23 protein-coding genes and 1 pseudogene are annotated in these 24,191 nt (G+C 65.7%); 12 read left to right on the top strand and 12 right to left on the bottom strand.

All coding sequences use genetic code 11. The features are described 5' to 3' along the window. Nucleotides 1-27 precede the first annotated feature (27 nt). From GC148_RS05460 to GC148_RS05445, 4 genes are read left to right on the top strand one after another with little or no spacing between them, the layout of a single operon-like run. Entirely contained in the window at nt 28-768 is a 741-nt protein-coding gene (locus GC148_RS05460; RefSeq protein WP_291069412.1) for a lysophospholipid acyltransferase family protein, read from the top strand. Further along, entirely contained in the window at nt 769-2,043 is a 1,275-nt protein-coding gene (locus tag GC148_RS05455) for a 3-deoxy-D-manno-octulosonic acid transferase (protein WP_291069411.1), read from the top strand. Further along, the gene (lpxK, locus tag GC148_RS05450; protein WP_291069409.1) at nt 2,040-3,035 is read left to right on the top strand and encodes a tetraacyldisaccharide 4'-kinase; all 996 of its coding nucleotides are present in this window, start codon (nt 2,040-2,042) and stop codon (nt 3,033-3,035) included. The genes GC148_RS05455 and lpxK overlap by 4 nt, the downstream gene beginning before the upstream one ends. Continuing rightward, entirely contained in the window at nt 3,032-3,994 is a 963-nt protein-coding gene (locus GC148_RS05445; RefSeq protein ID WP_291069407.1) for a lysophospholipid acyltransferase family protein, read from the top strand. The genes lpxK and GC148_RS05445 overlap by 4 nt, the downstream gene beginning before the upstream one ends. Before the next feature lie 59 nt (nt 3,995-4,053). On the opposite strand, the gene GC148_RS05440 is transcribed toward GC148_RS05445, so the two are convergent. The 6 genes from GC148_RS05440 to GC148_RS05415 form a co-directional block, all read right to left on the bottom strand. Then, the gene (locus tag GC148_RS05440) at nt 4,054-4,224 is read right to left on the bottom strand and encodes a hypothetical protein (RefSeq protein WP_291069405.1); all 171 of its coding nucleotides are present in this window, start codon (nt 4,222-4,224) and stop codon (nt 4,054-4,056) included. 102 nt (nt 4,225-4,326) lie between these two features. Next, entirely contained in the window at nt 4,327-4,896 is a 570-nt protein-coding gene (locus GC148_RS05435; protein WP_291069403.1) for a hypothetical protein, read from the bottom strand. Nucleotides 4,897-4,929: 33 nt separating this feature from the next. After that, nucleotides 4,930-6,228 carry a nucleotide disphospho-sugar-binding domain-containing protein gene (locus tag GC148_RS05430; RefSeq protein WP_291069402.1) on the bottom strand — a complete coding sequence of 433 codons (1,299 nt, stop codon included), beginning with the start codon at nt 6,226-6,228 and terminating at the stop codon, nt 4,930-4,932. 25 nt (nt 6,229-6,253) lie between these two features. After that, complete coding sequence (locus tag GC148_RS05425; RefSeq protein WP_291069401.1) at nt 6,254-6,862, bottom strand: TetR/AcrR family transcriptional regulator; 609 nt, start codon at nt 6,860-6,862, stop codon at nt 6,254-6,256. 216 nt (nt 6,863-7,078) lie between these two features. Continuing rightward, nucleotides 7,079-7,963 (bottom strand): DUF1499 domain-containing protein, encoded by an 885-nt coding sequence (locus tag GC148_RS05420; RefSeq protein WP_291069399.1) that lies wholly within the window; start codon nt 7,961-7,963, stop codon nt 7,079-7,081. 14 nt (nt 7,964-7,977) lie between these two features. Further along, entirely contained in the window at nt 7,978-9,603 is a 1,626-nt protein-coding gene (locus tag GC148_RS05415; RefSeq protein WP_291069397.1) for a long-chain-fatty-acid--CoA ligase, read from the bottom strand. A gap of 106 nt (nt 9,604-9,709) precedes the next feature. On the opposite strand from GC148_RS05415, the gene GC148_RS05410 reads away from it, so the two are divergent. Next, on the top strand, nt 9,710-10,675 hold the full coding sequence (locus tag GC148_RS05410; RefSeq protein WP_291069395.1) for a glycerophosphodiester phosphodiesterase family protein: 966 nt from the start codon (nt 9,710-9,712) through the stop codon (nt 10,673-10,675). A gap of 214 nt (nt 10,676-10,889) precedes the next feature. Then, nucleotides 10,890-11,339 carry a glyoxalase superfamily protein gene (locus tag GC148_RS05405; protein WP_291069394.1) on the top strand — a complete coding sequence of 150 codons (450 nt, stop codon included), beginning with the start codon at nt 10,890-10,892 and terminating at the stop codon, nt 11,337-11,339. 121 nt (nt 11,340-11,460) lie between these two features. Here the strand turns inward: GC148_RS05405 and pdxH are convergent, their stop codons facing one another. Next, complete coding sequence (gene pdxH, locus GC148_RS05400; protein WP_291069392.1) at nt 11,461-12,117, bottom strand: pyridoxamine 5'-phosphate oxidase; 657 nt, start codon at nt 12,115-12,117, stop codon at nt 11,461-11,463. Nucleotides 12,118-12,198: 81 nt separating this feature from the next. On the opposite strand from pdxH, the gene aroC reads away from it, so the two are divergent. Then, entirely contained in the window at nt 12,199-13,290 is a 1,092-nt protein-coding gene (gene aroC, locus GC148_RS05395; protein WP_291069391.1) for a chorismate synthase, read from the top strand. A 61-nt stretch (nt 13,291-13,351) separates the two neighbouring features. Here the strand turns inward: aroC and GC148_RS05390 are convergent, their stop codons facing one another. Beyond that, nucleotides 13,352-13,849, bottom strand: a complete 498-nt coding sequence (locus GC148_RS05390; protein ID WP_291069390.1) for an outer membrane beta-barrel protein — start codon at nt 13,847-13,849, stop codon at nt 13,352-13,354. A gap of 135 nt (nt 13,850-13,984) precedes the next feature. Beyond that, nucleotides 13,985-15,088, bottom strand: a complete 1,104-nt coding sequence (locus GC148_RS05385; protein ID WP_291069389.1) for a class I SAM-dependent methyltransferase — start codon at nt 15,086-15,088, stop codon at nt 13,985-13,987. Between the two features lie 121 nt (nt 15,089-15,209). Between GC148_RS05385 and GC148_RS05380 the strand changes: the two genes are divergently transcribed. Further along, the gene (locus GC148_RS05380) at nt 15,210-15,923 is read left to right on the top strand and encodes a hypothetical protein (RefSeq protein WP_291069388.1); all 714 of its coding nucleotides are present in this window, start codon (nt 15,210-15,212) and stop codon (nt 15,921-15,923) included. Here GC148_RS05380 and GC148_RS05375 read toward each other — a convergent pair. After that, nucleotides 15,917-16,666, bottom strand: coding sequence for a TlyA family RNA methyltransferase (locus tag GC148_RS05375; protein WP_291069386.1), 750 nt, complete (start codon nt 16,664-16,666; stop codon nt 15,917-15,919). The genes GC148_RS05380 and GC148_RS05375 overlap by 7 nt on opposite strands. A gap of 47 nt (nt 16,667-16,713) precedes the next feature. Between GC148_RS05375 and GC148_RS05370 the strand changes: the two genes are divergently transcribed. From GC148_RS05370 to GC148_RS05355, 4 genes are all read left to right on the top strand, one after another. After that, entirely contained in the window at nt 16,714-17,298 is a 585-nt protein-coding gene (locus GC148_RS05370; protein ID WP_291069384.1) for a superoxide dismutase family protein, read from the top strand. Between the two features lie 97 nt (nt 17,299-17,395). Further along, nucleotides 17,396-18,874 (top strand): amidase, encoded by a 1,479-nt coding sequence (locus tag GC148_RS05365; RefSeq protein ID WP_291069382.1) that lies wholly within the window; start codon nt 17,396-17,398, stop codon nt 18,872-18,874. A gap of 172 nt (nt 18,875-19,046) precedes the next feature. Next, the gene (locus GC148_RS05360) at nt 19,047-20,123 is read left to right on the top strand and encodes an efflux RND transporter periplasmic adaptor subunit (RefSeq protein ID WP_291069381.1); all 1,077 of its coding nucleotides are present in this window, start codon (nt 19,047-19,049) and stop codon (nt 20,121-20,123) included. Beyond that, complete coding sequence (locus GC148_RS05355) at nt 20,120-23,350, top strand: efflux RND transporter permease subunit (RefSeq protein ID WP_291069379.1); 3,231 nt, start codon at nt 20,120-20,122, stop codon at nt 23,348-23,350. The genes GC148_RS05360 and GC148_RS05355 overlap by 4 nt, the downstream gene beginning before the upstream one ends. A 6-nt stretch (nt 23,351-23,356) precedes the next feature. Here the strand turns inward: GC148_RS05355 and GC148_RS05350 are convergent, their stop codons facing one another. Together GC148_RS05350 and GC148_RS05345 are read right to left on the bottom strand one after the other, a co-directional pair. After that, entirely contained in the window at nt 23,357-24,028 is a 672-nt protein-coding gene (locus tag GC148_RS05350) for an SDR family oxidoreductase (protein WP_291069377.1), read from the bottom strand. 38 nt (nt 24,029-24,066) lie between these two features. Continuing rightward, nucleotides 24,067-24,191: pseudogene (locus tag GC148_RS05345) on the bottom strand (IS5/IS1182 family transposase); the annotation flags it as partial.

Here is a 24,191-nt window from a genome sequence, read left to right as displayed (position 1 = left end):
TAACCGAAGCACAGTATAAGCCACCCCATGAAATCGCTGCTCCGTTCGCCCTTTATTGCTGCCATCCTCGGCTATGTCCTGTGGGCCTGGATGGCGCTGGTGGCGCACACGATCCGCTGGCGGGTCGAGGGTCTGGACGAGGCCCGCGCCTTGCTGGGCGCGCGGGAGCCGGGCCTGATCCTGGCCTGCTGGCACGAGACCATCCTGCTGATGCCCTCCGGCTGGCTGCGCCACATCCGCCACTGGCCGGAACGGCGCGGCCGCGTGGCGATGATGGTCTCCATGTCGCCCGACGGCGCGTCGGTGACCCAAGCGGTCTGCCGTCTGGATATCGATGTCGTGCGCGGCTCGGCCTCAAACAAGAAAAAGGCGAACAAGGACAAGGGCGGCGTGCGCGCGATCGCAGAAGCCAGCAAGCGCCTGCGCGAGGGCGGCCTTATCTGCATGACCCCCGATGGCCCACGCGGCCCCCGGCGCACCGCCAGCGCCGGCGCAGTGACCATGGCCCAGCGATCCGGCGCGGCCATCGTGCCCTACGCCATCAGTGCCCGGCCCATCGGCCGTTTCGGCAGCTGGGACAGGTTGATCTTCCCCCTGCCCTTCGCACGCGGCGGTATCGTGCTCGGCGCGCCGATCGATTGCCCGCGTGACGGCGACACCGAAGCCCTCCGGCAGGCGTTGCAAATCGGGATGGACACGGCTACGCGCCGGGCCGAAGAACTGGCCGGTTACCCTGCCGAGCCGAGCCCAACCGGAGCTGCCGTCTGAATGGCGCCTGCCTTGTTTCTCTACCGACTGGTCACGCGCCTCCTGGCGCCGCTGGCCCGCCTTGTCCTCAGCGACCGGGCCCGCAAGGGCAAGGAAGACTATCTCCGTCTCAATGAGCGCCTGGCCCGCAACCTGCCCCCGCGCCGGCCCGGCCCGCTGGTCTGGCTGCACGGGGCAAGCGTCGGCGAAAGCCGTGTGCTGCTGGAACTCGGCCGCCGATTGATCGCCCAGCGCCCGGGCGTGATGCTGGTCTTCACCAGCCAGACGCTGACCTCGGCCCGCCTGATGGGCAAGGAGATTCCCGAAAGCGCCATCCATGCGATGGCCCCCATCGACACGCCGATGGCAGCGCGCCGTTTCATCCAGCACTGGCGGCCGGACCTCTGCGTCTTTGCCGAGGGCGAGATCTGGCCGAACCTGATCCATGAAGCCGGCAAGGCAGGCGCCCGCCGCGCGCTGGTCAATGCCCGCATGACCGACGCCTCGGCCAAGGGCTGGGCCCGCGCGCGCGGCATGTTCCGTGCCCTGACGGGCCGGTTCGATGTGATTCTCGCGGCCGACGCCGATACCGCCGCGCGCCTTGAAGGCCTGATCGGCCGGCATGTGCGTGTGCCGGGCAATCTCAAATCCGCCCAGTCGCCGCCGGATGCCAACCCGGCAGACCTGGCGCGCCTGACGACCAGTTTCGTCGCCGGCCGGCGCTGTTTCGTCGCCGCCTCAACCCATCCGGGTGAGGAGGAAATGTTCCTCGACGCCATCGACCGGATGACCGATGCGGCGCTGATCATCGTGCCCCGCCATCCGGAACGGGGCGACGAGATTGCAGCGCTGCTGAAAGCCCGCCGCCTGCCATTTGCCCGCCGCTCGAAGGGCGACGCGCCGTCGCCGCGCGACCGCGTGATCCTGGCCGACACGATGGGCGAGATGGGCCTCTGGCTGCGCCTCGCCTCGGTCGTCTACCTCGGAGGCGGCAACACGCCGGATGTGGGCGGCCATAATCCGCTGGAGCCCGTGCGCCTGCGCAAGCCGGTGCTGACCGGTCCGTCCGTGTTCAACTTCGCGTCCATGATGGACGACCTGATCGCGCGCGGACTCGTCCGTACTGTGAAGGATTCCGGCGACCTCGCCGCCGGCCTTGCTGCCCCTCCGGTGGTCGACGAGGCGGCTGTTGCCGCGCTGGAGGCCGATGCCGACGCGCCGATGATCGCCACGCTGGACGCCCTCTTGCCGCTGATCCCCAAGCCGCTGTTCGAAGCCGCAGGGACGGACCGGTGAAGGCGCCCCACTTCTGGTCGGCGGGGCTTGACCCGAAGTCCCGCGAAGCCGCCCCCCTCACCCGCGCGCTACTGACCCCGCTCGCCTGGCTTTATCTCTGGGGACTCAACCGCAAGCTGGTCTCTGCCGTTCCGGAGACCGCGCCCGTGCCGGTGATCTGTATCGGCAACCTGACGACCGGCGGCGCTGGCAAGACCCCTGTGGCTGAAGCCATACGTCGCCGGATCAGCGCGCTGGGCCTGCGCGCTGCCACCCTGTCGCGCGGACATGGCGGGCGCGAGTCCGGACCGCTGAAGGTGAACCCGGAAGCGCACACCTTCCGCGAGGTCGGAGACGAGCCGCTTCTGCTCGCAGCGAGCGGCGAAGCCTGGATCGGGCGCGACCGCCCGGCCGCCGCACGCGCCATGGCAGATGCCGGCGTGCAGGCGGTGCTGATGGATGACGGCCACCAGAACCCTTCCTTGAAGAAGGACTTCACCTTCGTGGTAATCGATGCCGGCGCGCCGTTCGGCAATGGCCATGTGCTGCCCAAGGGGCCGCTGCGTGAACCCGTCGTCGCCGGACTTGCCCGCGCCGAAGCGGTGATCCTGATAGGCGACGGCCCGGTGCCGGCGGCCGTGACCCGCAGCGGCAAGCCAGTGCTGCGGGCCCGGCTGAAAGCGGCTGCGCCGGTGCCCACCGGACCGCTGGTGGCCTTTGCCGGGATCGGGCGGCCGGAGAAATTCTTCGACAGCCTGAAAGTGGCCGGCGCCGACCTGCGCGACGCCATCCCCTATGCCGACCACCACCCCTATTCCGCTGGCGACCTCGATTTCCTGCGCGCCCTTGCCCGCCGCGAGGGCGCGGCGCTGGTGACGACGTCCAAGGACCATGTGCGCCTGCCACCAGACCTGCGCGCCGAAACCCGGATGTTTCCGGTCGCGGCAGTGTTTGAGGACCCGGAGGCGCTTGACGCGATGCTCGCAGCGATCTTCAAACGGTCGCAGCCATGACCGACCACACGCCGCCCGACTATGTCCGCCCGAAGGATATCGATAACCGCGCCACCTTCTGGCAGCGCGTGCAATGGCGCCTGGAAACCATTGCCTGGGATATCATCTACTGGGGCCCGATGAAGGCGCTGGGGCCGGACCGGGCGTCGAACTTTGCGGGCTGGCTGCTGACGAAGATCGGGCCGCGACTGTCGCAGCACAAGACGATGCGCCGCAACCTGCGCCTTGCCTTCCCGGACTGGGATGCGGTGAAGATCGAAGACGTTGCCCGCGCCGCCTGGGAGAGCGCGGGCCGCACCGCCGGCGAGATGCCGCACCTGCCGGCGATTGATCCGTACACGAGCGGGCGAGTCGAGGTGATCGGCGCTGACGTGCTCGACCGGATCGAGGCCAGCGGCAAAGGCGCCGTCTTCGTGTCCGGCCACTTCGCCAATTGGGAAATCATGCCGGCTGCCATTACCAAGCGCATCCCGCGTGCGGTGATGACGTACCGTGCCCTGAACAATCCGCACATCGACAAGCGCGTCGCCGATCTCCGCGCGGCCTATGGCACGCAGGTGAATGCGCCCAAAGGGATCGGCACACGCGAACTGATGCGGGCCCTCTCCAAAGGCGCGCCGGTGGCGCTGATGAACGACCAGAAGTTCAATGAGGGCATCCCGGTCGCCTTCTTCGGCCATGAGGCCATGACCGCGCCGGGGCCGACGCGGATGGCTTTGAAATACAAGGTGCCGATCGTGCCGGTCTCGACCGTGCGCACGGGCCCGGCCCGCTTCCGCGTGGAGTTCCACGAACCCTTTGTGCCGGAAGATACCGGCAACGCCGAAGCCGACATTCGCCGGTCGGTCGAGCGGATCACGGCCTTCATCGAGGCGCAGATTCGGGCCCATCCGGGCCAGTGGTTCTGGCAACACCGGCGCTGGCCGAAAGAAGCCTGGAAGGCCGCCGGCGTTTCCTGAAAAAAGAAGGGCAGCTCCCTGAAGCTGCCCCTGAAGACTTCGCGAGAGAGCGAAACGGTTTAGCGCGCGTCGCGGCGCCGCTGGCGTTCGCGGCGGCGGACGATCAGCGACGTGCGGGCGCCATTCTGGTCGTTGTCCGCGGCGCGGGGCAGCGCGACAGCGAAGATGCGGTCCAGCACCGGCGACGAGGCCGGCGGTTCGGTGGGGCGAGAAAGGGGCAGCGTGTTCATGTCAGGTATCCTTGGGGTCCGGGCGGCCGGAACATTCCGGCCTTTGTGGGTTAGATGCAGCGAGCGCCGCATCTGGATGCAGAGCCCCTGAAATTTTTCCGCTTAGGGCTGGGCCGGCCAGGCCTCGGGCGGCTGCGGCACGAACCAGATGAAGGGCGTGCGCGGACCGGACCCGTCGGTGACCGCCATCGGCACGGGCTCGCCCGCCGGGCCGAGCGAAGTGATATAGGCGTGCAGCGCCATCAGGTCTTCCCGGCTCATCCGGTTGACCGTCGGCCAGGGCATCGGCGGCAGGCCGTTGCGGTCCTTCATCATGTCGGCCCAGGCGCCGGCGTCGAGTTGGCCCGCTGTGAGGCGCAGGTTGCCCGGATAGGACGTGCCCCACGGGCCGGAGAAGCCGACATCGGTGCCGACCAGCAACTGGTCTTCGGGCACATTGCCGCCGGTCTGCGCCCAGCCGGGCGTGTGGCAATCATGGCAGCCGCCGAGATCGGCTAGGTAGGCGCCGATCTCGATCTGCGAGGCACCCGTAACGTGTACGGACGATACAGACGGCGCGGGCAAAGACGCGGGTGCAGGAGCGGGCTCGGCGACGGGCATGGCCGCTTCCGGATTCTGGGTGCAAGCGGTCATAAGCAGGCACAGGCCTGCCGCAAGGGTCTGGAGTTTCATCGGGGTGTTCCTGTGGGGTTTGGGATGTCCGGACTAGGCAGCCCGGCAGGTGTTGAGCGTAGCGAGCGCTTCCAGCCGGCCGGCAGCACAGCGGGCTTCGGCTTCCTCCCGGATGCGCGTGCCGAGGGCGACGGCCTGCGCGGTGAAGCCCGGCTCCTCCAGCAGCCGCTGGATGGCCGCACGCAGCGCCGCGGTGTCCGCCGACGGATCAAGCGTCAGGCCGGCGCCGCGATGCGTGACCCGCACGGCATTGTCGAACTGGTCCCGGCCATGCGGGATGACCAGCTGCGGCAAGCCGCGAAGCAGCGCCTTGGTGACGGTGCCATGACCGCCATGCGTGATCACGAGGGCCGCCTCGCGCATCACCACATTGTGCGGTGCGCTATCGACCACCGAAGTGTTCGCTGCGGCGCGGACCTCGTCCGGGCGGATCGACCCGCCAAGCGTGACGACCGCCCGGACCGGCAGCTCCGACAGGGCATCGACCGTACGCTGAAGGATGCTGGCATGGTTCTGGAAGGTCGTGGAAAAGCCGACCAGTACGAGCGGGCGCGTATCGTCCGACGCGAAGGGCGAGACCCAGGGCTGCGACCACAGATTATCATCCATCTGCGGGCCCAGGTATTCGATAAAGTCCGGCAGCGTGTCCGGCGTGAAATCGAACGCCTGCGTGGTGAGCAGGAGGAATTTCTGCGCAGCCCGGACCTGGTCGACCAGGTGTTCGAGCGGCGCGAGGCCAAACCGGGCGCGGAGGGCATTATAGCGCTCCAGCTGGGCATCGAACGTGGCCATCGTCCCGGCACGAACCTCTGCGTGGAGCGCCTCATCTTCCGGAGTGACCGCCGGCGTCAGGCCCGGGCCCATCGGCGGGATGCCCGGCACGATGGGATACGGCATTACGTTGCAGGCGACCGCCACGAAGGGCTGGCGAACCGATTCGCAGCCGAGCATGACACCCAGCAGCATGTCATTGGCGACAACGAGATCCGCAGGTTTGCGGGCGAGCTCCATGCGGACATCGGCAGCATAATCGGCCGCGCGACCCACCAGCATCCGGTCAAGCATCAGGCAGAAGCCGTCGAAAGCGGTCGGCATGTTCCAATCGTCCACGAACTCGTGCTCGCGGCCCCGCGCCGGGCGGCTGGGCGCTGCGGACCAGGCCACGAATTCCGCGCCGGCGGCTTCGACTTCCGTGCGGTTGCAGGCATCGCTCATGATACGTACGGCATGTCCGCGCGCCAACAGCTTGCGGGCCAGGGTTATCTTGGGGGCAACGGATCCACCGCCCTCGAACGTCGCGAGCAGGTATGACCCAGGTATTGAGCCAGTCATTTCAGTCTCCAGAAAACATCGGGCGTTACCGCCCTTCGAGGATGCCTCTCACAAGGTTTCGCATGTGTCGCGCAACCTCGGCCGGGGTGCGCCCCCGGTCGATGCGCAGCACTTTCCACACGTAAATATCAAGCGCGGCGATGAGCCCGTCGAGCGTCCACTCGCGCCCAGCCGGCTTCAGGCCTTCAAGCTGCGGCGCGAAGGCTAATTCAACCCATTCGCGATGCTGCTTCCGTCCGTAGTCGGTCAATTCCTTCAGGACCGAGAGCCGGTCTTCCTGCGCCAGGATGCGCAGCATGATGCCGGCGGCGGCCTCATAATCGTTGACGATGGCATCGACGGCCGCCGTTACATCGCCCGGCTTAACGGTGCGGCGGGCTTCCACCTCGCGCTCCATCTTTTCTTTTGTGGCCTCGAGCAACCCCTCCTTGCTTCCGAAACGGCGCAGCACGGTCGGCACGGTGACGCCCGCCGCCTTGGCGACCTTTTCCAGACTGACATTGTCGTACCAGTCGTCGGTCATGAAGCCGTAGAAGACCTCGACGATGCGCTCAGCCGTGGCCTCGGCGGCCTCAGCACGCGCGGTCTGGTTATAGGTCCGCTTGGGCGGTGGGGAGGTTTTTGCTCTATTCATGTTAGTGTCTATAACATGAATTTTCGACCGCGCAAGCATTCATTTTAGTATGACTAACATGAATTCTGGCGGGCGAGGATGTGCGTGCGGCCGGACGCAGCTTCGGGGCTGGCCGGTTTGGGGGGATCTGGGTTTTCAGGTTCGCTTATGTTGCGCCGAGTGCGACTTGCTCGATCCCGGCGCAAGTTTCGCCGGGATGAGCTGCAGAGGTGAGACTTAGACGCCCTTCTGGAGGCGGGCCTCGATTTCGTCGAGGAGGTTGCGGACGCGCTTCGCGTTGGCACCGAGGTCGGAGAGGCCGACGCGGCTGGTGGAGCGCACGTCGAGGCGCATGCCTTCGCCCTCGCTGCGGATACGGATCATGATGTCATCCTTGAAGCCGAACCAGTAGCTGGTCTGGGTGGCCTCGATACGGCCCTCTTCCGGCTCGGCGAGGACGATCGTCCAGCCCTTGGCTTCGACCGCGGCGAGCGCAGCGGCATAGCCCTGCTCCACCGTGTTCGATGTGATCAGCGGCGCGAGCAGTGGATAGGGTGTCTCTTTCGGTGACTCGTGGGTCGCCGTGTCGAACTCGGCGGCTTCCTGCACTTCGGCGACGCGCTTGCCGCCCATGCCGGGCCAGCGGGCGTTGGCGCCCTCGATGATGACGGGGTCATCCTCGATGGGGTTCAGCGCCCCGGTCGCCTCGCGCTGGGTGAGCAGTGCATCGGAGGGCTGGATCGGATCGGACCAGTCGGTCTGGATGTCGTGCAGCGGCGGCAGGCCGGCCGCCTGCGCACCGAACGCGGCGACGCGCCCGAAGGCGAGACCAGAGATCAGCAACGCCCCCAGCGCCAGCATCAGCGGCTGTTTGCGCGGCGCCTTGATCAGGGCAACAATGACCGCAATGACCGACAGGCCGAGCGCGCCCATCAGGATCATTGGGCCCCAGCCGATGGTCATCTTGCCAAGGCCGAACTGCCAGCCCCAGAAGCCAAGCTTGGTGCCCACCGCCGCAGCGGCGAACCAGAGGATGGAGAGCACCGACACCGCGAGCGCCGCGCCCGCAAACTTGCCGCGCCAGCCTGCATCCTGCGCAGGTGTATTGGAGACGTCCGTCATGTGCCTTGATCCTTTCAGGCGGTCGGGAGCTTGTAGTCCTTGAACGTTTCGCGAAGGGCGAGCTTGTTGATCTTGCCGGTCGCGCCGAGCGGGATGGACTCGACAAACTGCACGTCGTCCGGCGTCCACCATTTGGCGATCTTGCCTTCGAGGCTGGCGAGGATCTCTTCCTTGGTCGGATTTTCACCCGGCTTCGGCTGGACGATCAGCAGCGGGCGCTCGTCCCACTTGGGATGGTAGATGCCGATGGCAGCGGCGTTGGCGACCTTGGGATGGCCAACGGCGATGTTCTCGATGTCGATCGAGGAGATCCACTCGCCGCCGGACTTGATGACGTCCTTGGCGCGGTCGGTGATGGTCATCGTGCCATACTCGTCGATCGTGGCGACGTCGCCTGTATCGAAATAGCCTTCGGCGTCGAGCACGTTGCCGCCGGCGCCTTTGAAGTAGCCGCCGGCAATGGCGGCGCCGCGCACGAGGAGGCGGCCGGAGGTATGGCCGTCGCGCGGCAGGACCTTGCCGTCATCATCGACGATGCGCAGTTCAACGCCGAAGGGCGGGCGGCCCTGCTTCAGCTTCTGTTTCATGCGGGTGTCGACATCGGCATCGATCAGGTGCGGCGGCAGCGCGCCGAGCGTGCCGAGCGGCGAGGTTTCGGTCATGCCCCAAGCGTGGATGACATCGACTTCATAGTCCTGTTCGAAGGCACGCAGGATGCGTTCCGGAATGGCGGAGCCGCCGATGATGACCTTCTTCAGGTGCGGCAGCTTGAGATTGTTCTGCTGGAGGTGGGTGAGCAGCATCAGCCAGACGGTGGGCACGGCGGCGGTGATCGTGACCTTCTCTGTGTCGAGGAGTTCGTAGATCGAGGCGCCGTCCATCTGGGCCCCCGGCATCACCATGTTGGCGCCAGTGGCCGGGCACGACATGGCGAGGCCCCAGGCGTTGGCGTGGAACATCGGCACGACCGGCAGCACGACGTCCGACGCGCCCATGCCCATCGCGTCCTTGCCCATCGTGACAAGGGTGTGGAGCACGTTCGAGCGGTGGGAATAGAGCACGCCCTTGGGATTGCCGGTGGTGCCGGAGGTGTAGCAGAGGCCGCAGGCGGTATCTTCCGGGAAGTCGCCCCAGCGCACATTGGTCGACCGGCCGTCGATCCAGATGTCGAACGGGATGGCGCCGAGCTTGTTCTCGGGCATCGTGTCCGCGCCGGCATAGATGACGAAGGTCTTGATCGTCTGGAGCTGATCGCGGATGGCCTCGACGATCGGCAGGAAAGTCTTGTCGAAGACGAGGACCTTGTCTTCGGCATGGTTCGCGATCCAGGCGATCTGCTCCGGGTGGAGGCGCGGGTTGATGGTGTGCAGGATGGCGCCGATGCCCATCGCTCCGTACCAGGTGGCCATGTGGCGCTCGGAGTTCCAGCCGAGGGTGGCGACCCGGTCGCCGAGGCCGATGCCGGTATCCTTCAGGGCAGTGGAGACCTGCTTGGCCATGTCATACAGGTCAGCATAGGTGATGCGGGTGATGTGACCCTCCACGCGGCGGGTCACAATTTCGCGATTTGCGTGCTGCAGACGCGCATGTTCAAGGATCTTGTCCACGGTCAGTGGCCAGTCCTGCATGATGCCCTTCATTGAATTATCCTCCAGTGCGGCGCTGTACCCTTTCGGGTGCGCTTGTGATTTTTCGAAGCCCTGTCTATGCGGGCAGTGGCGCTGACGCAAGGAAAGGTCCGGGGTGATGAAGCGACTTCTCGTAGCAGTTTTGACCCTTGCCTTGCTGAGCGGTTGTACAGAGCCCGAGGCGGAGACCGCGGCGGCGGAGACTGATGCAGCGGCCGTTGTGCCCGCCGAAGAGGCGGCGCCGGCCCGCGCGGTGGCCCTGCCCGAGCTGTTTGACTGCCTGCGCAAGTCCGGCGGCGCGCTGGTGGCGGCCCACCGGGGCGGCCCGGTGGAGGGCTATCCGGAAAACGCTCTGGAGACGCTGAAACACGGGTTCAACCAGGGCATCCGGGTGTTCGAGATCGACGTGGCGATGAGCCGCGACGGCGTGCTTTACCTTCACCATGACGACAAGTTCGGGCGCACCTCGCGGGCCGACGGCTATGTGTCGGATACCGACTGGGCAGACGCTGCGCGGATCTTCCTGCGCGACAATGACGGCCGGACGACCGAATTCCATCCGCCGAAGCTGAGCGAAGTGCTGGTCTGGGCGAAACTTTCGGGCGCGATCGTGGAACTGGACCGGAAGAAGACGACCGGCTTCCGCAACATCCTCGAAGAGGTGAAGGCAGCAGGCGCCGGGCAGAACGTGGTGATGATCACCTATAAGGACGAGGAAGCGGCCGAGGTCGCCCGACTCGATCCGGACATCATGATGACGGCCTCGGCACGCGGCGGGCGCGACATAGAATCGCTGGAAGCGCTGGGCGTGAACCGCACCCGGCTGGTGGCCTGGACCGGAACGGATGAGCCCGATCCGCCAGCTTTCGAACGGCTGGTGAAGGAAGGCGTGGAGCCGGCCTTCGGCACGCTCGGCCGCCCGGGCGAACGCCTAGACGACCAGTATTGGGAAGACGGCGACGGCAGCGAGTACCAGCGCCTGGTCGATGACGGCGTGGTGCTGATCGCGACCGACGAGCCGTACCGCGTGGCGGACTGGCTGGACGCGGACGACAGCGGCTGGGCAGCCTGCGCGGTGCGCTGAGGCGGGGCCGGCCGGCTGATTGACCCCGTTCCGCATACGGCGTATGAGGTGCGCGGGCTTGGGACGCCCGCCGCTCGCAGGGCTTTGGCCTGAAGGTAAAGATCCCCCGGCGCCGCAAGCGCCGCGTCCTGACACGGAACCCGGTCCTTTCCGGTCGTCCCGCGGCAAAGCGAGCCCCGCTAAAACGTGACGGCCGTGAAACTGGATTGAGACGATGTCATCCCTGATTACCAACCGCGAGCAGGCGAAAGCCCGGGCCCGCGAACTCCGTGCCGAGCGCGCCGCGCGCGGCAATCCGATTTCCCATTCCGAGTCGCTGGAACTGGTGGCGGCCGAATTGGGTTACCGCGACTGGAACACCGCGTCCGCGCGGTTGTCGAACGAACCGGAAGTGCCGCTGCAGGTCGGCGACGAAGTGGCAGGGCGCTATCTCAAACAGCCGTTCAAGGGCCGCGTTCTGAGCGTGCGCGAGGTCGGCGGCGGCGCAGCGTTCGAGGTGACGATCCGCTTTGACGCGCCGGTCGATGTGGTGGAGTTCGACAGTTTCTCGAACCTGCGCACGCAGGTGAACGTGACCGTGTCCGCCGGCGGCGTGTCCACCTTCAGGACCAGCGACGGCGTACCGCACATGGTGGTGGAGCGGACCAGCACCGGGATTGTGTGACAAACCTTCCGTACACATCCTGCCGCTGCGCGCGCGGCTGAAGAGATCACGTGACAAGACCGGGTCCCGGACAAACGCTGTGCGTTTTCCGGGATGACGACACGCGGGCCTCGCAGAAGGCCTACGGATAAAGCCGCAGGCTGACCCAGCCGTCGCCTTTGCGGTAGAGCTTCAGTCGGTCGTGCATGCGGAAGTTCTGGTCCTGCCAGAACTCGATTTCGGTTGGCGCGAGGCGGTAGCCGCCCCAGAACGGCGGACGCGGAATGTCCGCGCTGTCGCCATAGATGCTGGAAATTTCGGCAACGCGCTGTTCGAAGACGGCGCGGTTGGCGAGCGGGCGGGACTGGTCCGAGGCGGCGGCGCTGATGCGGCTCTGTGCGGCGCGGGAGGCAAAGTAGGTGTCGGCCTCGGCGTCGGAAACGCGCGTGACGCTGCCCCGTATGCGAACCTGGCGGCGAAGGGATTTCCAGTGGAAGCCGAGCGCCGCATTCGGCCGGGCGGCGAGCTGGACGCCTTTGGCGCTTTCAAGGTTCGTGAAGAAGGTGAACCCGTCCGCATCGACGCCCTTCAGCAGGACGATGCGGACATCCGGATTGCCGTCCGCATCGACCGTGGCCAGTGACATGGCGTTGGAATCATTGGGCTCGGCGACCCGCGCGTCCGCTATCCAGGCCTGGAAGAGACCGATGGGATCGGTGGTTTCCGGAATCAGCGGCCGGTCGCCACTGTTGGCATAGTCGGCAGCGCTGGGTGTGGGCGGGATCAGGGAGGAAGACATGCGGACATCCATTTTCGCGGTTTGTCAGTCTGGCGATTTCATATAGGACGCGGGGCACAACTGCGAGGGTCAGGCTGTCACATGTCGCACAACACTTTCGGCCATCTTTTCCGCGTGACGACCTGGGGCGAGAGCCATGGGCCGGCGCTGGGCTGCGTGGTGGACGGGTGTCCGCCGGGCCTGGCGCTGGACGAGGCATTCATCCAGGGCTTTCTGGACAAGCGCAAACCCGGCACGTCGCGCTTTGTGACGCAGCGCCAGGAAGCCGACCTCGTGAAGATCCTGTCCGGCGTGTTCGAGGATGACCGCACGGGCGGCGCGGTGACGACCGGCACACCGATCAGCCTGATGATCGAAAATACCGACCAGCGCAGCAAGGATTACCGCGAGATCCGTGACCGCTACCGGCCCGGCCATGCGGACTATGCGTATGACGCGAAATACGGCGTGCGCGACTATCGCGGCGGCGGGCGCAGCTCGGCGCGCGAGACGGCGGCGCGGGTGGCAGCCGGCGCGGTGGCGCGGCGGGTGCTGGGCGACGGGATCGTGATCCGCGGCGCGGTGGTGCAGATCGGCCCGCACATGATCGACCCCGATGCCTGGGACTGGTCGGAAACGCAGAACAATCCCTTCTGGTGCCCGGACAAGGCGATGGCAACGAAATGGGAAGAGTTCCTCGACGCGACGCGCAAGGCGGGCAGCTCGGCCGGGGCCATCGTTCAGGTCGAGGCGAGCGGTGTACCGGCCGGCTGGGGCGCGCCGGTCTATGGCAAGCTCGACGCCGAACTCTCCGGCGCGATGATGGGCATAAATGCGGCCAAGGGCGTCGAGATCGGCGCAGGCTTTGCGGCAGCCTCGATGAGCGGCGAAGAGAATGCCGACGAGATGCGCGCAGGCAATGACGGCCCGACTTTCCTCGCCAACAACAATGGAGGCGTGGCGGGCGGCATCTCGACCGGACAGGATGTGGTGGTGCGGATTGCGATCAAGCCGACTTCCTCGATTCTCAACGATGTGAAGTCGGTGACGCGGGACGGCGAGGAAGTCGACGTGCGCACCATCGGGCGGCACGATCCCTGCGTCGGCATCCGTGCGGTGCCGGTGGCCGAGGCGATGCTCGCCTGCGTGCTCGCCGACGCGAAACTGCGCCACCGGGGCCAGACCGGGCGCTGAAACGGAAAGAGCCCCGGCGCGTTCTGCACCGGGGCCCCGTCATTAATCCGTAAACGGATGCTTAGAAGCGGACGACGCCGCCGATGGTGAAGACGTCAGCTTCGCTGTCGTCGCCTTCATAACGGCCGACATCGGCGCGGACGCCGAAGCGGTCGGTCAGGAAGAGCTTGCCGCCGACACCATAAGCGATGCCGTCAACGTCTGCCGACGCGCTGCCGAGGCCCGGCACGCTGGCATTGAATTCCGAAGCGGCGTAACCGACGCGGCCGAAGAGTTCGAGGCGTTCGGTCACCGGGGCACGCACGACGCCGAAGGCGCCCAGCGAGTTGTCGAGTTCAACCTTGCCTGGGCCGACCGACGCATCGTCAACACCGATCGAGACTTCGCCTTCAGCGCCGAGATAGCGGTTGAAGAAGTAAGTGCCGCGGCCGGTGATAGCGCCCAGGTCTGCGCCGTCGGCGTCGAACTGGGTGTAGCCGGCGCTGAGTTCGGCATTGCCTTGGGCAACAGCGATCGGGGCCGCGAGGATGGCGGCGAGTGAAGCGAGTGCAAGTTTCATGTTTTTTCTCCGTACTCTGCGCAACTGCGCGCCGCTGAGGTAGCAACGGATTTGGCGGGCGCCAGCTTGCCATGCAGTAATCTGGATGTTTGGACGACCGCCTGTGGCTCGCGGAGCACAGATTATGAAAGCGATTTAATCTTGAATCGCGCAACCGGCTACATCATGGCGAGGACGGCGCCAAACTGTGACTTTTGTAAGGAAGGCGAGCGTCTCGCGCTCCTTAACAAACCCTTGTGTTTCAAGCGCTTGTGACAAGCCCCAACTCAGATAGCCCTTGTAGTATGGCTCGTGGAAACCATGCGGGAAATACTCCAGCAGGCCGTCGAGCGTGGGATAATCGCCGAACTGGACACTGTCGGCCAGGATGAAAGCGCCGCCGGGCTTCAGCACACGGAATATCTCTGCAAGGACTTTCCCGCGTACCTTCTCGGGGAGTTCGTGGAACAGGAAGATCGAGACAACGATGTCTTGCGCCGAATCCTCCAGCGGCATGGCTTCCGCGGCGTCGTGGATGAGTTCGGCATTCGGCCAGCGCGCAAGCCGCGTGCGGGCCGCTTCCGTGTACGAAGGCGAAAGGTCGAGCCCTGTCACGCGCAACCGGGGATAGACCCGCAGCACGCTCTCGAGGAAACGGCCATTGCCGCCGGCAACATCGAGGAGGCGCTGCGCGCGCTGGTCGCGCCCCTTCAATTCGCGCGAGATTTCGGCAAGAGCCGCGCGGCGCATGGCGTCGGCCGTGCCGGAGAACAGGGCCTCGACCTGAGTGTCGTAGAGTTCGGCGCTGTCTTCAGTGAACCAGCCGCCGGACTGGTAGTGGAAGTTCTGCAGGTAATAGGCGGGGTAGCGGTTGGTGCCTTCGGGAACCTGGGCGCGCACTTCGGTGCCGTCCCGGGCAAGGCGGCGGCGGTTGACCTCGGCGGCGTCCCGCAGGAAGGCGCGGGCGGATTTCAGCGCGGACGGCAGCGCCCTGAGATTGAGGTCGTGCGGCGCCGGATAGAGCCCGGCTTCCACATTGGCGCGGTCCTGCAGGAAGAGGCGGAAATAGGCCTTGCGCAGGGCGGCGAGGTCCGGCCGACCCCGGGAAGGGCTGAAATCGGGCTCGCCGGGGCGGTCAAACCCGCCGGACTGGCGGCGCACGGCCTGCATCTGGGCGGCATACCAGGCCGAACGCAGGCCCTGCCCGGCCGCGTATCGCGCCCGGCCGGCAGTCCTTGCGGCGCGGTCCAGAAGTCCCATTCCCAGAATATGGGGGGCGCCCGAAGGTGCGTCTAGCCTTCACGCTCCGTTCAGGTTGGCCCGGGCAGATTGCTGGCCGATAGTGGCGCAGCCTGTCCATGACGCCGAAGGAGATGTGGTGATGTTGAAGCTCTCGATTGCGGCCGGCAGCCTTGGCCTGATGGCTCTTGCCTTGCCGATGCAGGCCCAGGCCCAATATGGCGGCTACCCCTATTATGATCCCGGCGTGCGCAATGTTCAGTGCGAACGCCAGAAATCCAGCGACTCGGCCGCCGGCACGATTGTCGGTGCGCTGGCCGGCGCGCTGATCGGCGGCGCCATCGGCAACGAAATCGCCGACGATGACGATCACGGCTATCGCCATCGCGGATACGGACGCGGCCATGGGCGCTACTATGGCGGCCATCGCGGACGCGACGACAATGATGGCGAAGTGATCGCCGGCGCGTTGATCGGTGCCTTCGCGGGTGGCGCCTTGGGCAATTCGATTGCCAAGGATACCAGCCCGGACTGCCAGGTGGCCTATGCGCCGCAAAGCTATTCTTCGGTGCCGCAGGGATCGATCCCGCGCTCGACGCAGGGCCTGTATGGCGGACCGGAAGTGATGGGTACGCAAAGCCGCTATCCGGCGGCCTACCCGTCTGCCCCCAGCTATCCAGCCTATCCGGAAGAACCGCGGTATCAGGAACCAGTCCGCGATTGCCGGGTGATCCAACGCGAGACGCGCCTGCCCGACGGCGACACGATCCGTGATCCGGTGACGGCCTGCTATGACGAACGCACGCGCGAGTGGCGCATCCAGGACGGCTATTCCGACGACAATTTCGGCTACTGACGCCGTGCCATGACCAGCCATTCCCGGTTTCCATCGCCGCCGCGAATGGGGCTTGGCTGAGGCGTTTCCGGCGTCCAGCCTTGCCCGGCCAGCCAGGCGAGGAAACCCTGAAGGGCTGTTTCGGTGGCGGCGGCGTCGGTGACGAGCCCACCCTTTCCGACATTTGACGGGCCGACTTCGAACTGCGGCTTGAAGAGCGCGATCAGGACGGCCTTTGGCGCGGCCAGCGACAAGGGCATGGCCAGCACCTTTTCCAGCGAAACAAAGCTCAGATCACAGACGATCAGCTGCGGCGGCGCTGTCAGGTGAACGGCCGTGAGATCGCGGGCATTCAGGCGCTCTAACGAGGCAACGCGGGGATCGTACGCGATCTTTTCATGTAGCTGGCCGTGGCCAACATCGACGCAGGTGACTTGCGCTGCGCCCGCCCGCAGCAACACATCGGTGAAACCGCCGGTTGAGGCGCCGAGATCGAGGCAGGCCATGCCGGACGGATCAACACCAAACACATCCAGCCCGCGGACGAGTTTCAACCCGCCGCGCGAGACGTAAGGGTGAGCCGCTTCGGACTGGATGGCGGCGTCGCGCGACAGCGTCTCGGACGCTTTGGCGACCCGTTTCCCATCGGCAAAGACAAGGCCGGCGGAGATGGCATCCTGGGCGGCGGCGCGGCTGCCGAAATGGCCGAGGGCGACGAGCATGCGGTCGGCGCGGTCGGAAGTAGGAAGGTTTAGGTCTGACATGCGGGCCTTTTGCCCTATACTGGTATCCAAATCGATAGGAGACCTCCATGCTCATCCGTTTCACGCTTGCCACTTCGATCTTCGCACTGGGCGCCTGTGCCTCGGCGCCGCCACACCGGCACGAGCATATGGAAGGTCCGGAGATGCATATGATGGCGACGGCCACGCCGCCTGCCCCGGCAAGTGCGCGCGGCACTGTGCTCGGCGCCGCGGGGACAGCTGTGGGCACGGTGACAGCCGTCCAGGGCATCAAAGGCGTTCTGATCAAGGTCAATGTCGAAGAAGGCGGGCTGACGCCCGGCTGGCATGGCATCCACCTGCATTCGGTCGGCGATTGCTCGGATGTCGGAACGTACAAGAAGTCCGCCGGACACCAGGGAATGACGGAAGGCGGGCACGGCCTCTTGAATCCGCAAGGCCCCGAGGAAGGTGACCTGCCGAATATCTGGGCCGGCGCAGATGGGTCGGCCAAGTATGAAGCCTACTCGGGCCTGTTCGAGCTCGCACCCGCACTGGATGCGGACGGACTGGCACTGGTGATCCACGAATCCGTCGATGATCATATGTCCCAGCCGATTGGCGGGGCCGGCGCACGCGTGGCCTGCGCGGTGATCGAAGAAGGCGGCAGCTAAGCTTTCGGCCTGCGGCCCCAAGGACCGTTTAGACAGACTTGCGCCCGCCGGGGCTGCGCGTCACCATACGCGCAGTCGAATCCGGGGAGGATCAACCATGCTGAAACTGTCCCGCCGCGCCATGTTGGCCGGCAGCGCCGCCACCGCCGCTCTCGTCGCCTGCTCCAGGAACGGCAAGTCGCCTGCCGAGCCCGTCAAGCCTGTCTACGCGGACGGGACGGCGATGGCCGCTGCGATTGCGGCCGGAGAGACCACGGCGCTGCAACAGGTGGAGGAAGCGATCACCCGGGCCAAGGCGGTGGAGCCGCAGATCAACGGCATCGTGACCGAGACCTTTGAAGTGGCGCGCTCCGACGCGGCGGGCCTGCTGTCTGGCGCGTTTGCTGGCGTGCCGAGCTTCATCAAGGACCTGATCGACTGGAAAGGCGCACCGACCCAGGAAGGCTGCCGCGGGCTCGCCGGCCATATCGCCACGGCGGACAATGTGTTTGCCAGCAAATGGCGCGGCGCGGGTATCGTATCGCTGGGCAAGTCAGCCACGCCGGAAGCCGGGCTCATCTCGTCGACCGAGCCGCTCGCCAATGGACCGACACGCAACCCTTGGGACCTGTCGCGCATTCCGGGCGGCTCGTCCGGCGGCGCAGCGGCACTGGTGGCCGCGCGGGTGGTTCCGTTTGCGCATGCGAGCGATGGCGGCGGTTCGATCCGGATCCCGGCCTCGACGTGCGGCGTATTCGGCCTGAAGCCCTCGCGCGACCGCCTGCCTTACAGTGACGGCGATGCCCCGCCGCTGCAGATTTCGGTGAACCATGCCGTCACGCTGAGCGTGCGAGACTCCATCGGGCTGTTCAAGGCGGCGGAGGCCAACTCGGGCGCGTATCCGCCGCTGGGCGATATCCAGCCGCTGAAACGCCGACTGCGCATCGGCTTTGCGCCGGAACCCATCGGCGGCACAGCGCTGCACCCCGACACACGCGCGGCACTTGAAGACGTGGCGCAGCTCTGCCGCGACCTTGGACATGAGGTGATGGATTACACGATCCCGATGGACGGGCCCAAATTCACGGACGCGTTCATCCTCTACTGGGCAACCGGCGCGGCGCAGTTTGCGCAGAAGGTGTCGGCCTATTCGGGAAAGCCAATCGGGCCGGACATCCTGGAGCCCTGGACGCTGGGTCTTGCCAAGATGGCGCTGGGCCGGATGACGGAAATTCCGGGCACGATCGGATACCTGCAGAATTTTGAAGCGCAATATGACAGCTTCTTCCAGTCGATGGACGTGATCCTGTCGCCCGTGACCGGCAGCCCGGCCGTGCCGATCGGCGAGCAGGCGCCGGATGGCGACTTCGATACGGTCATGGACAACGTGCTCAAATTCGTGGCCTTCACCTCGCCGATGAACGTGGCGGGCGCGGCCTCGATGAGCGTGCCGCTCGCCTGGTCGCCTTCGGGGCTGCCCATCGGCGCGATGTTCTCGGGCCGCAAGGGCGACGATGCCCTGCTGTTCGAACTGGCCCTGGAACTGGAAGCGGCGCGCCCCTGGGCGGACCGCAAACCATCGGTTTCAGCCCTCTGACGCTACGTCGGGGCCTGTTCCTGAAGGCCTTCCCGAGCTAAATTAACCAAGATCAGCGCGTTGTTTGCCGGGCGGAAACACGCTGTGCGTTAAGTTTTTGAGGCGCGAAAGATGACTCTCGCGTCACTTCGACCTATTTAAGTGCCTATCCCTCCCAGGAAAGCCCACGCCCGTGAACAGATCGCTCGTCATCGCAGCCTCCATTCTGGGGCTCATTCTCGCCTATTTTGGCGTTCGCAGTCTGATGCGCGGAAGCCTCAGCTCCGAGACGCCGCCCATCGAGGCGGCGGGCCCTGCCCCCGTTGCCGACGCCGTCGTGATTACGGCTTCGAGCGAGGCACATGAACTCAACGTCAACGCCAAGGGCCGCACAGCGCCCGACAAGGTGGTGACCGTGAAATCCGGCACGGCAGGCACGGTGATCTCGACGCCGGTGCGCGAAGGTACCTTCGTCAAGCAAGGCACGCTGCTCTGTGCGCTGGACGTGGAAGCCCGCAGCGCCCGCGTGAAGGAAGCCGAAGCCAACCGCAATGCGGCGAAGGTGGACTACGAAGCCGCCGCGTCATTGGCGGCCAAGGGCCTCTCGCCCGCAAACCGCGAAGCGGCGGCGAAAGCGACGCTGGACGCTGCCGAAGCGGCGGTGAATTCTGCAAAAGTCGAGCTGGGCCGCACGCAGATCCGTGCGCCGTTCGACGGTGTATTTGAACAACGCCTCGCCGAAGCGGGCGACTATCTGGCGCCGGGCTCGCCCTGCGGCCTGCTGGTCGATCTCGATCCGGTGATCATGGCGGCCGAGGTGAGCGAGGCGGAAGCCGGCCTGCTGAAGCCCGGCATGACGGGCACGGTGCAGCTGGCCGACGGCCGTAGCTTTCCGGCAACACTGCGCTATGTGGCACGCACCGCGAGCCAGCAGACGCGCACGTTCCCGATCGAAGCGGAACTCGACTCGGGCGATGCCCGCGTGCCCGCCGGTGTGACGGCAACGCTGCAGGTGCCGGCCGGGGAAGTTTCGGCGACGCTCATCACCCGTTCGCTGCTGACCTTGTCCGACTCCGGACAATTGGGCGTGCGTCAGGTTCTGGCGGACAATACGGTTGCGTTCGCGCCGATCCAGGTGATCGACGAGACGGTGAACGGCGCCTGGGTCACCGGCCTGCCGGAGAAGACCACGCTGGTCGCAATCGGTCAGGACTATCTCAATGACGGCGTGAAAGTCCGCCCTGTTGCGCAGGGTGGAGCCACGCCATGAACGGGCTGATCGATGGCGCCATCGGCCGCGCACGGATGGTCATCGCCATCCTGATCTGCGCGGTGCTCGCGGGCACGTTGACATATATCAAGCTTCCCAAGGAAGCGGACCCTGACATTCCGATCCCGGTGGTGGCGATCACCATTCCGTTGGCCGGCGTGACGCCGGAGGATTCCGAACGCCTGCTGGTGCGTCCGGTGGAAGAGGAAATCCAGGCGCTGGAAGGCCTCAAGACTTTCAAGTCCTACGCGTCTGAAGGCGCCGCGACGCTGGTTCTGGAATTCGAGATCGACGTGGACGTCGATCAGGCGGTTCTCGACGTCAAGGACAAGGTGGACATGGCGAAACGCTATTTCCCCGCCGATGCCCGTGAACCCATCGTTTCCGAATTCAACGCGGCCCAGTTCCCGATGCTGGTCGTCAACATTTATGGCGACGCGCCGGAGCGCGGCCTCGGCCGCATCGCAGAAGACTTGCGCGAACGCCTCGAGGCGGATCCGGGCATCCTCGAAGCGCGCATCAGCGGCAAGCGCGAAGACCTGCTCGAGATCGTCATCGATCCGGTGAAACTCGAAGCCTACAACATCTCCTATCAGGAGATCGCGGCGATCGTGAATTCCAACAACCAGCTGATCCCAGCCGGCGTGATCGACACCGGACAGGGCAGTTTCGCGGTCAAGGTGCCGGGCATCATCCGCACCGGGGCGGACGCGCTGAACCTGCCGATCAAGCGGACCGAGAACGCCGTCGTGACACTCGGCGACGTGGCCGACGTGCGACGCACGTTCAAGGACGCAACCGGCGCGGCAACGTTCAACGGCGAACAAGGCCTGCTGATCGAAGTCGTCAAGCGCACGGGTGCCAACATTCTGGACACTGCCAACAATGTCCGCGCGATCCTGGCCGACGAAAGCCAAAAATGGCCGTCCACGGTGCGGGCCGAGATCACCTCGGATGCGTCCGAACTGATCGGCTCGCAGCTCGGCCAGCTGGAAAGCTCGATCATGACCGCCATTGTGCTGGTGATGATCATCGTCGTGGCCGCGCTCGGCCTGCGCTCGGCCACACTGGTCGGCATCGCGATCCCGTCCTCCTTCGTGATCGCGTTCCTGTTCCTGGGCGCGTTCGGCTACACCGTGAACATGATGGTCATGTTCGGCATGGTCATCGCGGTCGGCATCCTGGTCGATGGCGCGATTGTCGTGACCGAATATGCGGACCGGAAACTCGCCGAAGGTCTGGACCGGAAAGAAGCCTATGCGCTCGCCGGCAAGCGGATGTTCTGGCCGGTGGTCTCGTCCACACTGACAACGCTCGCGGCGTTCGTGCCGTTCCTGTTCTGGAACTCGATGCCCGGCAAGTTCATGGCCTATCTGCCGTTGACGCTGATTTTCGTGCTCACAGCCTCGCTGGTCGTGGCGCTGATCTTCCTGCCGGTTCTGGGCACGGTGATCGGCGGCCGCGCGAGCGGCACCGATGAAAACCTCGCCGCACTCGCGGCCGACGGGGACCCGCGCAAGGCCAAAGGTTGGATCGGCGGCTATGTGAAGATCGTGACCGAAACCGTGCGCCGTCCGCTGATCACCACAGGCGTGGTCTTGGCGTCCGTGATCGCCATTTTTGTTTGGTTCGGCTCCGAGAACCACAAATCCGAATTCTTCCTCGATATCGAGCCGGAACAGGCCTACGTGTTCGTTCAGGCACAGGGCGCGCTGTCGGCGAAGGAACAGGCCGAACTGGTCAGCCGTGCTGAAGCGGCGATTTCGGATATTGACGGCATTACCGCCATCTCCACACGATCCGGCAAATCGTCCGCTGGCGGATCGCGCTTTGACGGCGTGGACGGCGTTCCGCTCGACACGATCGGCCAGATCCTGCTGGACATGAAGACGACGTCGGACGGCCCTTACAATGCGCGCCTGACGCTGGAAGAGGTACGCTCGCGCCTCGCCGCGATCCCGGCGCTACGCTTCGAGATCAAGGCGCGCGAACAAGGCCCGCCCGGCGGCAAGGATGTGCAGGTCGCCCTCCTTGGCCAGGACAAGGCGGCGCTCGACCAGACTGCCACGATGATCCGCAGCTGGCTGGAAGCGCGCGACGATGTGATCGAGATCGACGACTCGCGGCCCCTGCCCGGCGTCGAGTATCAGCTGACCGTGGACCGCGCCGAAGCCGGCAAGTTCGGCGTCGATGCCGCACAGATCGGCGCGGCCGTGCAGCTCGTGACCAATGGTGTGCTGGTTGGCCGTTACCGGCCGGACGATGCGAACGAGGAAGTCGATATCCGCGTCCGTTTCCCGGAACAAGACCGGTCCGCCTCCGCCATCGATGCGCTGAAGATCGCCACCCCGCAAGGCAACGTGCCGCTGTCCCTGTTCGTCACCCGCGAGGCGGCGCCACGCGTCAGCCAGATTGAACGCCGGGACGGCAAGCGCGTGATCGACGTGCGCGGGAACGCGAAAGAGCAAGGCACCGGCGGCGCCATCGTCGCCGAACTGAAGGACTTCCTGGCGACGCAGTCGCTGCCGCCCGGCGTGGAAGTGCGCTTTGAAGGCGCCGACGAAGACACCGCCGAAGCCGGCGCATTCTTCGCCGGGGCTGCCATGGCTGCCCTCTTCATGATGGCCGTGATCCTGCTCTGGCAGTTCAACAATTTCTGGCAAGTCGCGTTGACGCTCTCCGCCGTTATCCTGTCTACGGCCGGCGTTCTGGTGGGCGTGAACCTGCTGCTGCCCTATGTCAGTATCCTGATGATCGGCACCGGTATCGTGGCCCTCGCAGGTATCGTTGTGAACAACAACATCATCATGATCGATACGTTTAACCGCCTGCGGGAAGACGGCCGGTCGCCGGAAGACGCGGCGATTGCGACGGCCGCGCAGCGGATCCGCCCGATCCTGCTCACCACGGGCACGACCATGTTCGGCCTTTTTCCGATGATCGTGCAGATGAACGTGAGCTTCCGCGAAGGCGCGATCAATTTCGGCGGCGCTGCCTCGGAATGGTGGGTGCAGCTGGCGACAGCGGTCGTGTTCGGCCTCGGCTTCTCGACCACAATGATCCTGCTCGTTACCCCCGCGTGGCTGATTGCACCTTACCGCATCGCCCGTTGGAGCCGGCGGATGTGGGCACGCATCACCGGACGCAATGCCGTGGTCGAAGGCGATGCCCCGCGGGCCGCCAATGACGCGGCGGAGCGCAAGGATGTTCTGCCGGCGGCGGAGTGATCCGGCCTACCAGGGCAGCGTCCTGCCTTCCCAGTCGAAGAAGCGAAGCTCCTTCGAGGCGCCGGAGCCGGTGATCACCTTGTAGAGTCCGGCCGCGCTGTCGGCGGGCAGTACCGGTGCAGCCTCTCCGCCCATATCGGTCTTTACCCAGCCCGGATGCAGCGCAAGTAATGTGATGCCCTTGGCTGCGAGTGTATGCGCCGCCGTGCGCAGACCCATGTTCAGGCCCGCTTTCGAAACGCGGTAAGCCAGACCGAAACCCATGTTGGTGTTCTCGATCGAGCCGAGCTGGCTGGAAAGGAATGCGGCCACTTTCGCTTCGCCCGCCGCCAGGTTCGGCGTCAGCGCATCCAGCACCCGGATCGGGGCTATGGTGTTGACCCGCAACAATTCCTGGAAACGGTCATAGTCGAGACTTGGCATGTCCGCGCGGTCGCCGAGGCCGGCATTGTTGATCAGGTAGTCGATGGGGCGGCCGCCGAGCGCTGCGGCGAGCGCCTTGATCGATGCGGGGTCGGACACATCGAGCGCATGGAGTTGGGCGCCGGTTGCCTTGAGGTCTGCCGCCTTTGACAGGTCGCGTGCAGTTGCGACGACCGTGTGGCCGTTTGACTGGAATTCGCGGACGAGTGCGAGGCCGATGCCGCGATTGGCACCCGTGATCAGTGTGGTGGGCATGGCAGGACTCCGGACAAAGTGCCTAGGGTCCGGACTCATTACAGCCACCAGATGACGGCTGCTGCAAGGGTGATCGCCGCCATGAAGTTGGTGATGTTTCGGTCAAACCGCGTTGCGATGCGCCGCCAGTCCTTCAGCCTGCAGAACATGCGCTCGATGACGT

The sequence above is a fragment of the Hyphomonas sp. genome, from assembly GCF_016125515.1.
In the GTDB taxonomy this organism is placed as follows: domain Bacteria; phylum Pseudomonadota; class Alphaproteobacteria; order Caulobacterales; family Hyphomonadaceae; genus Hyphomonas.
The sequence above is the reverse complement of the archived record's forward strand: the minus strand, read 5'-3'. Positions and strand labels throughout refer to the sequence as shown.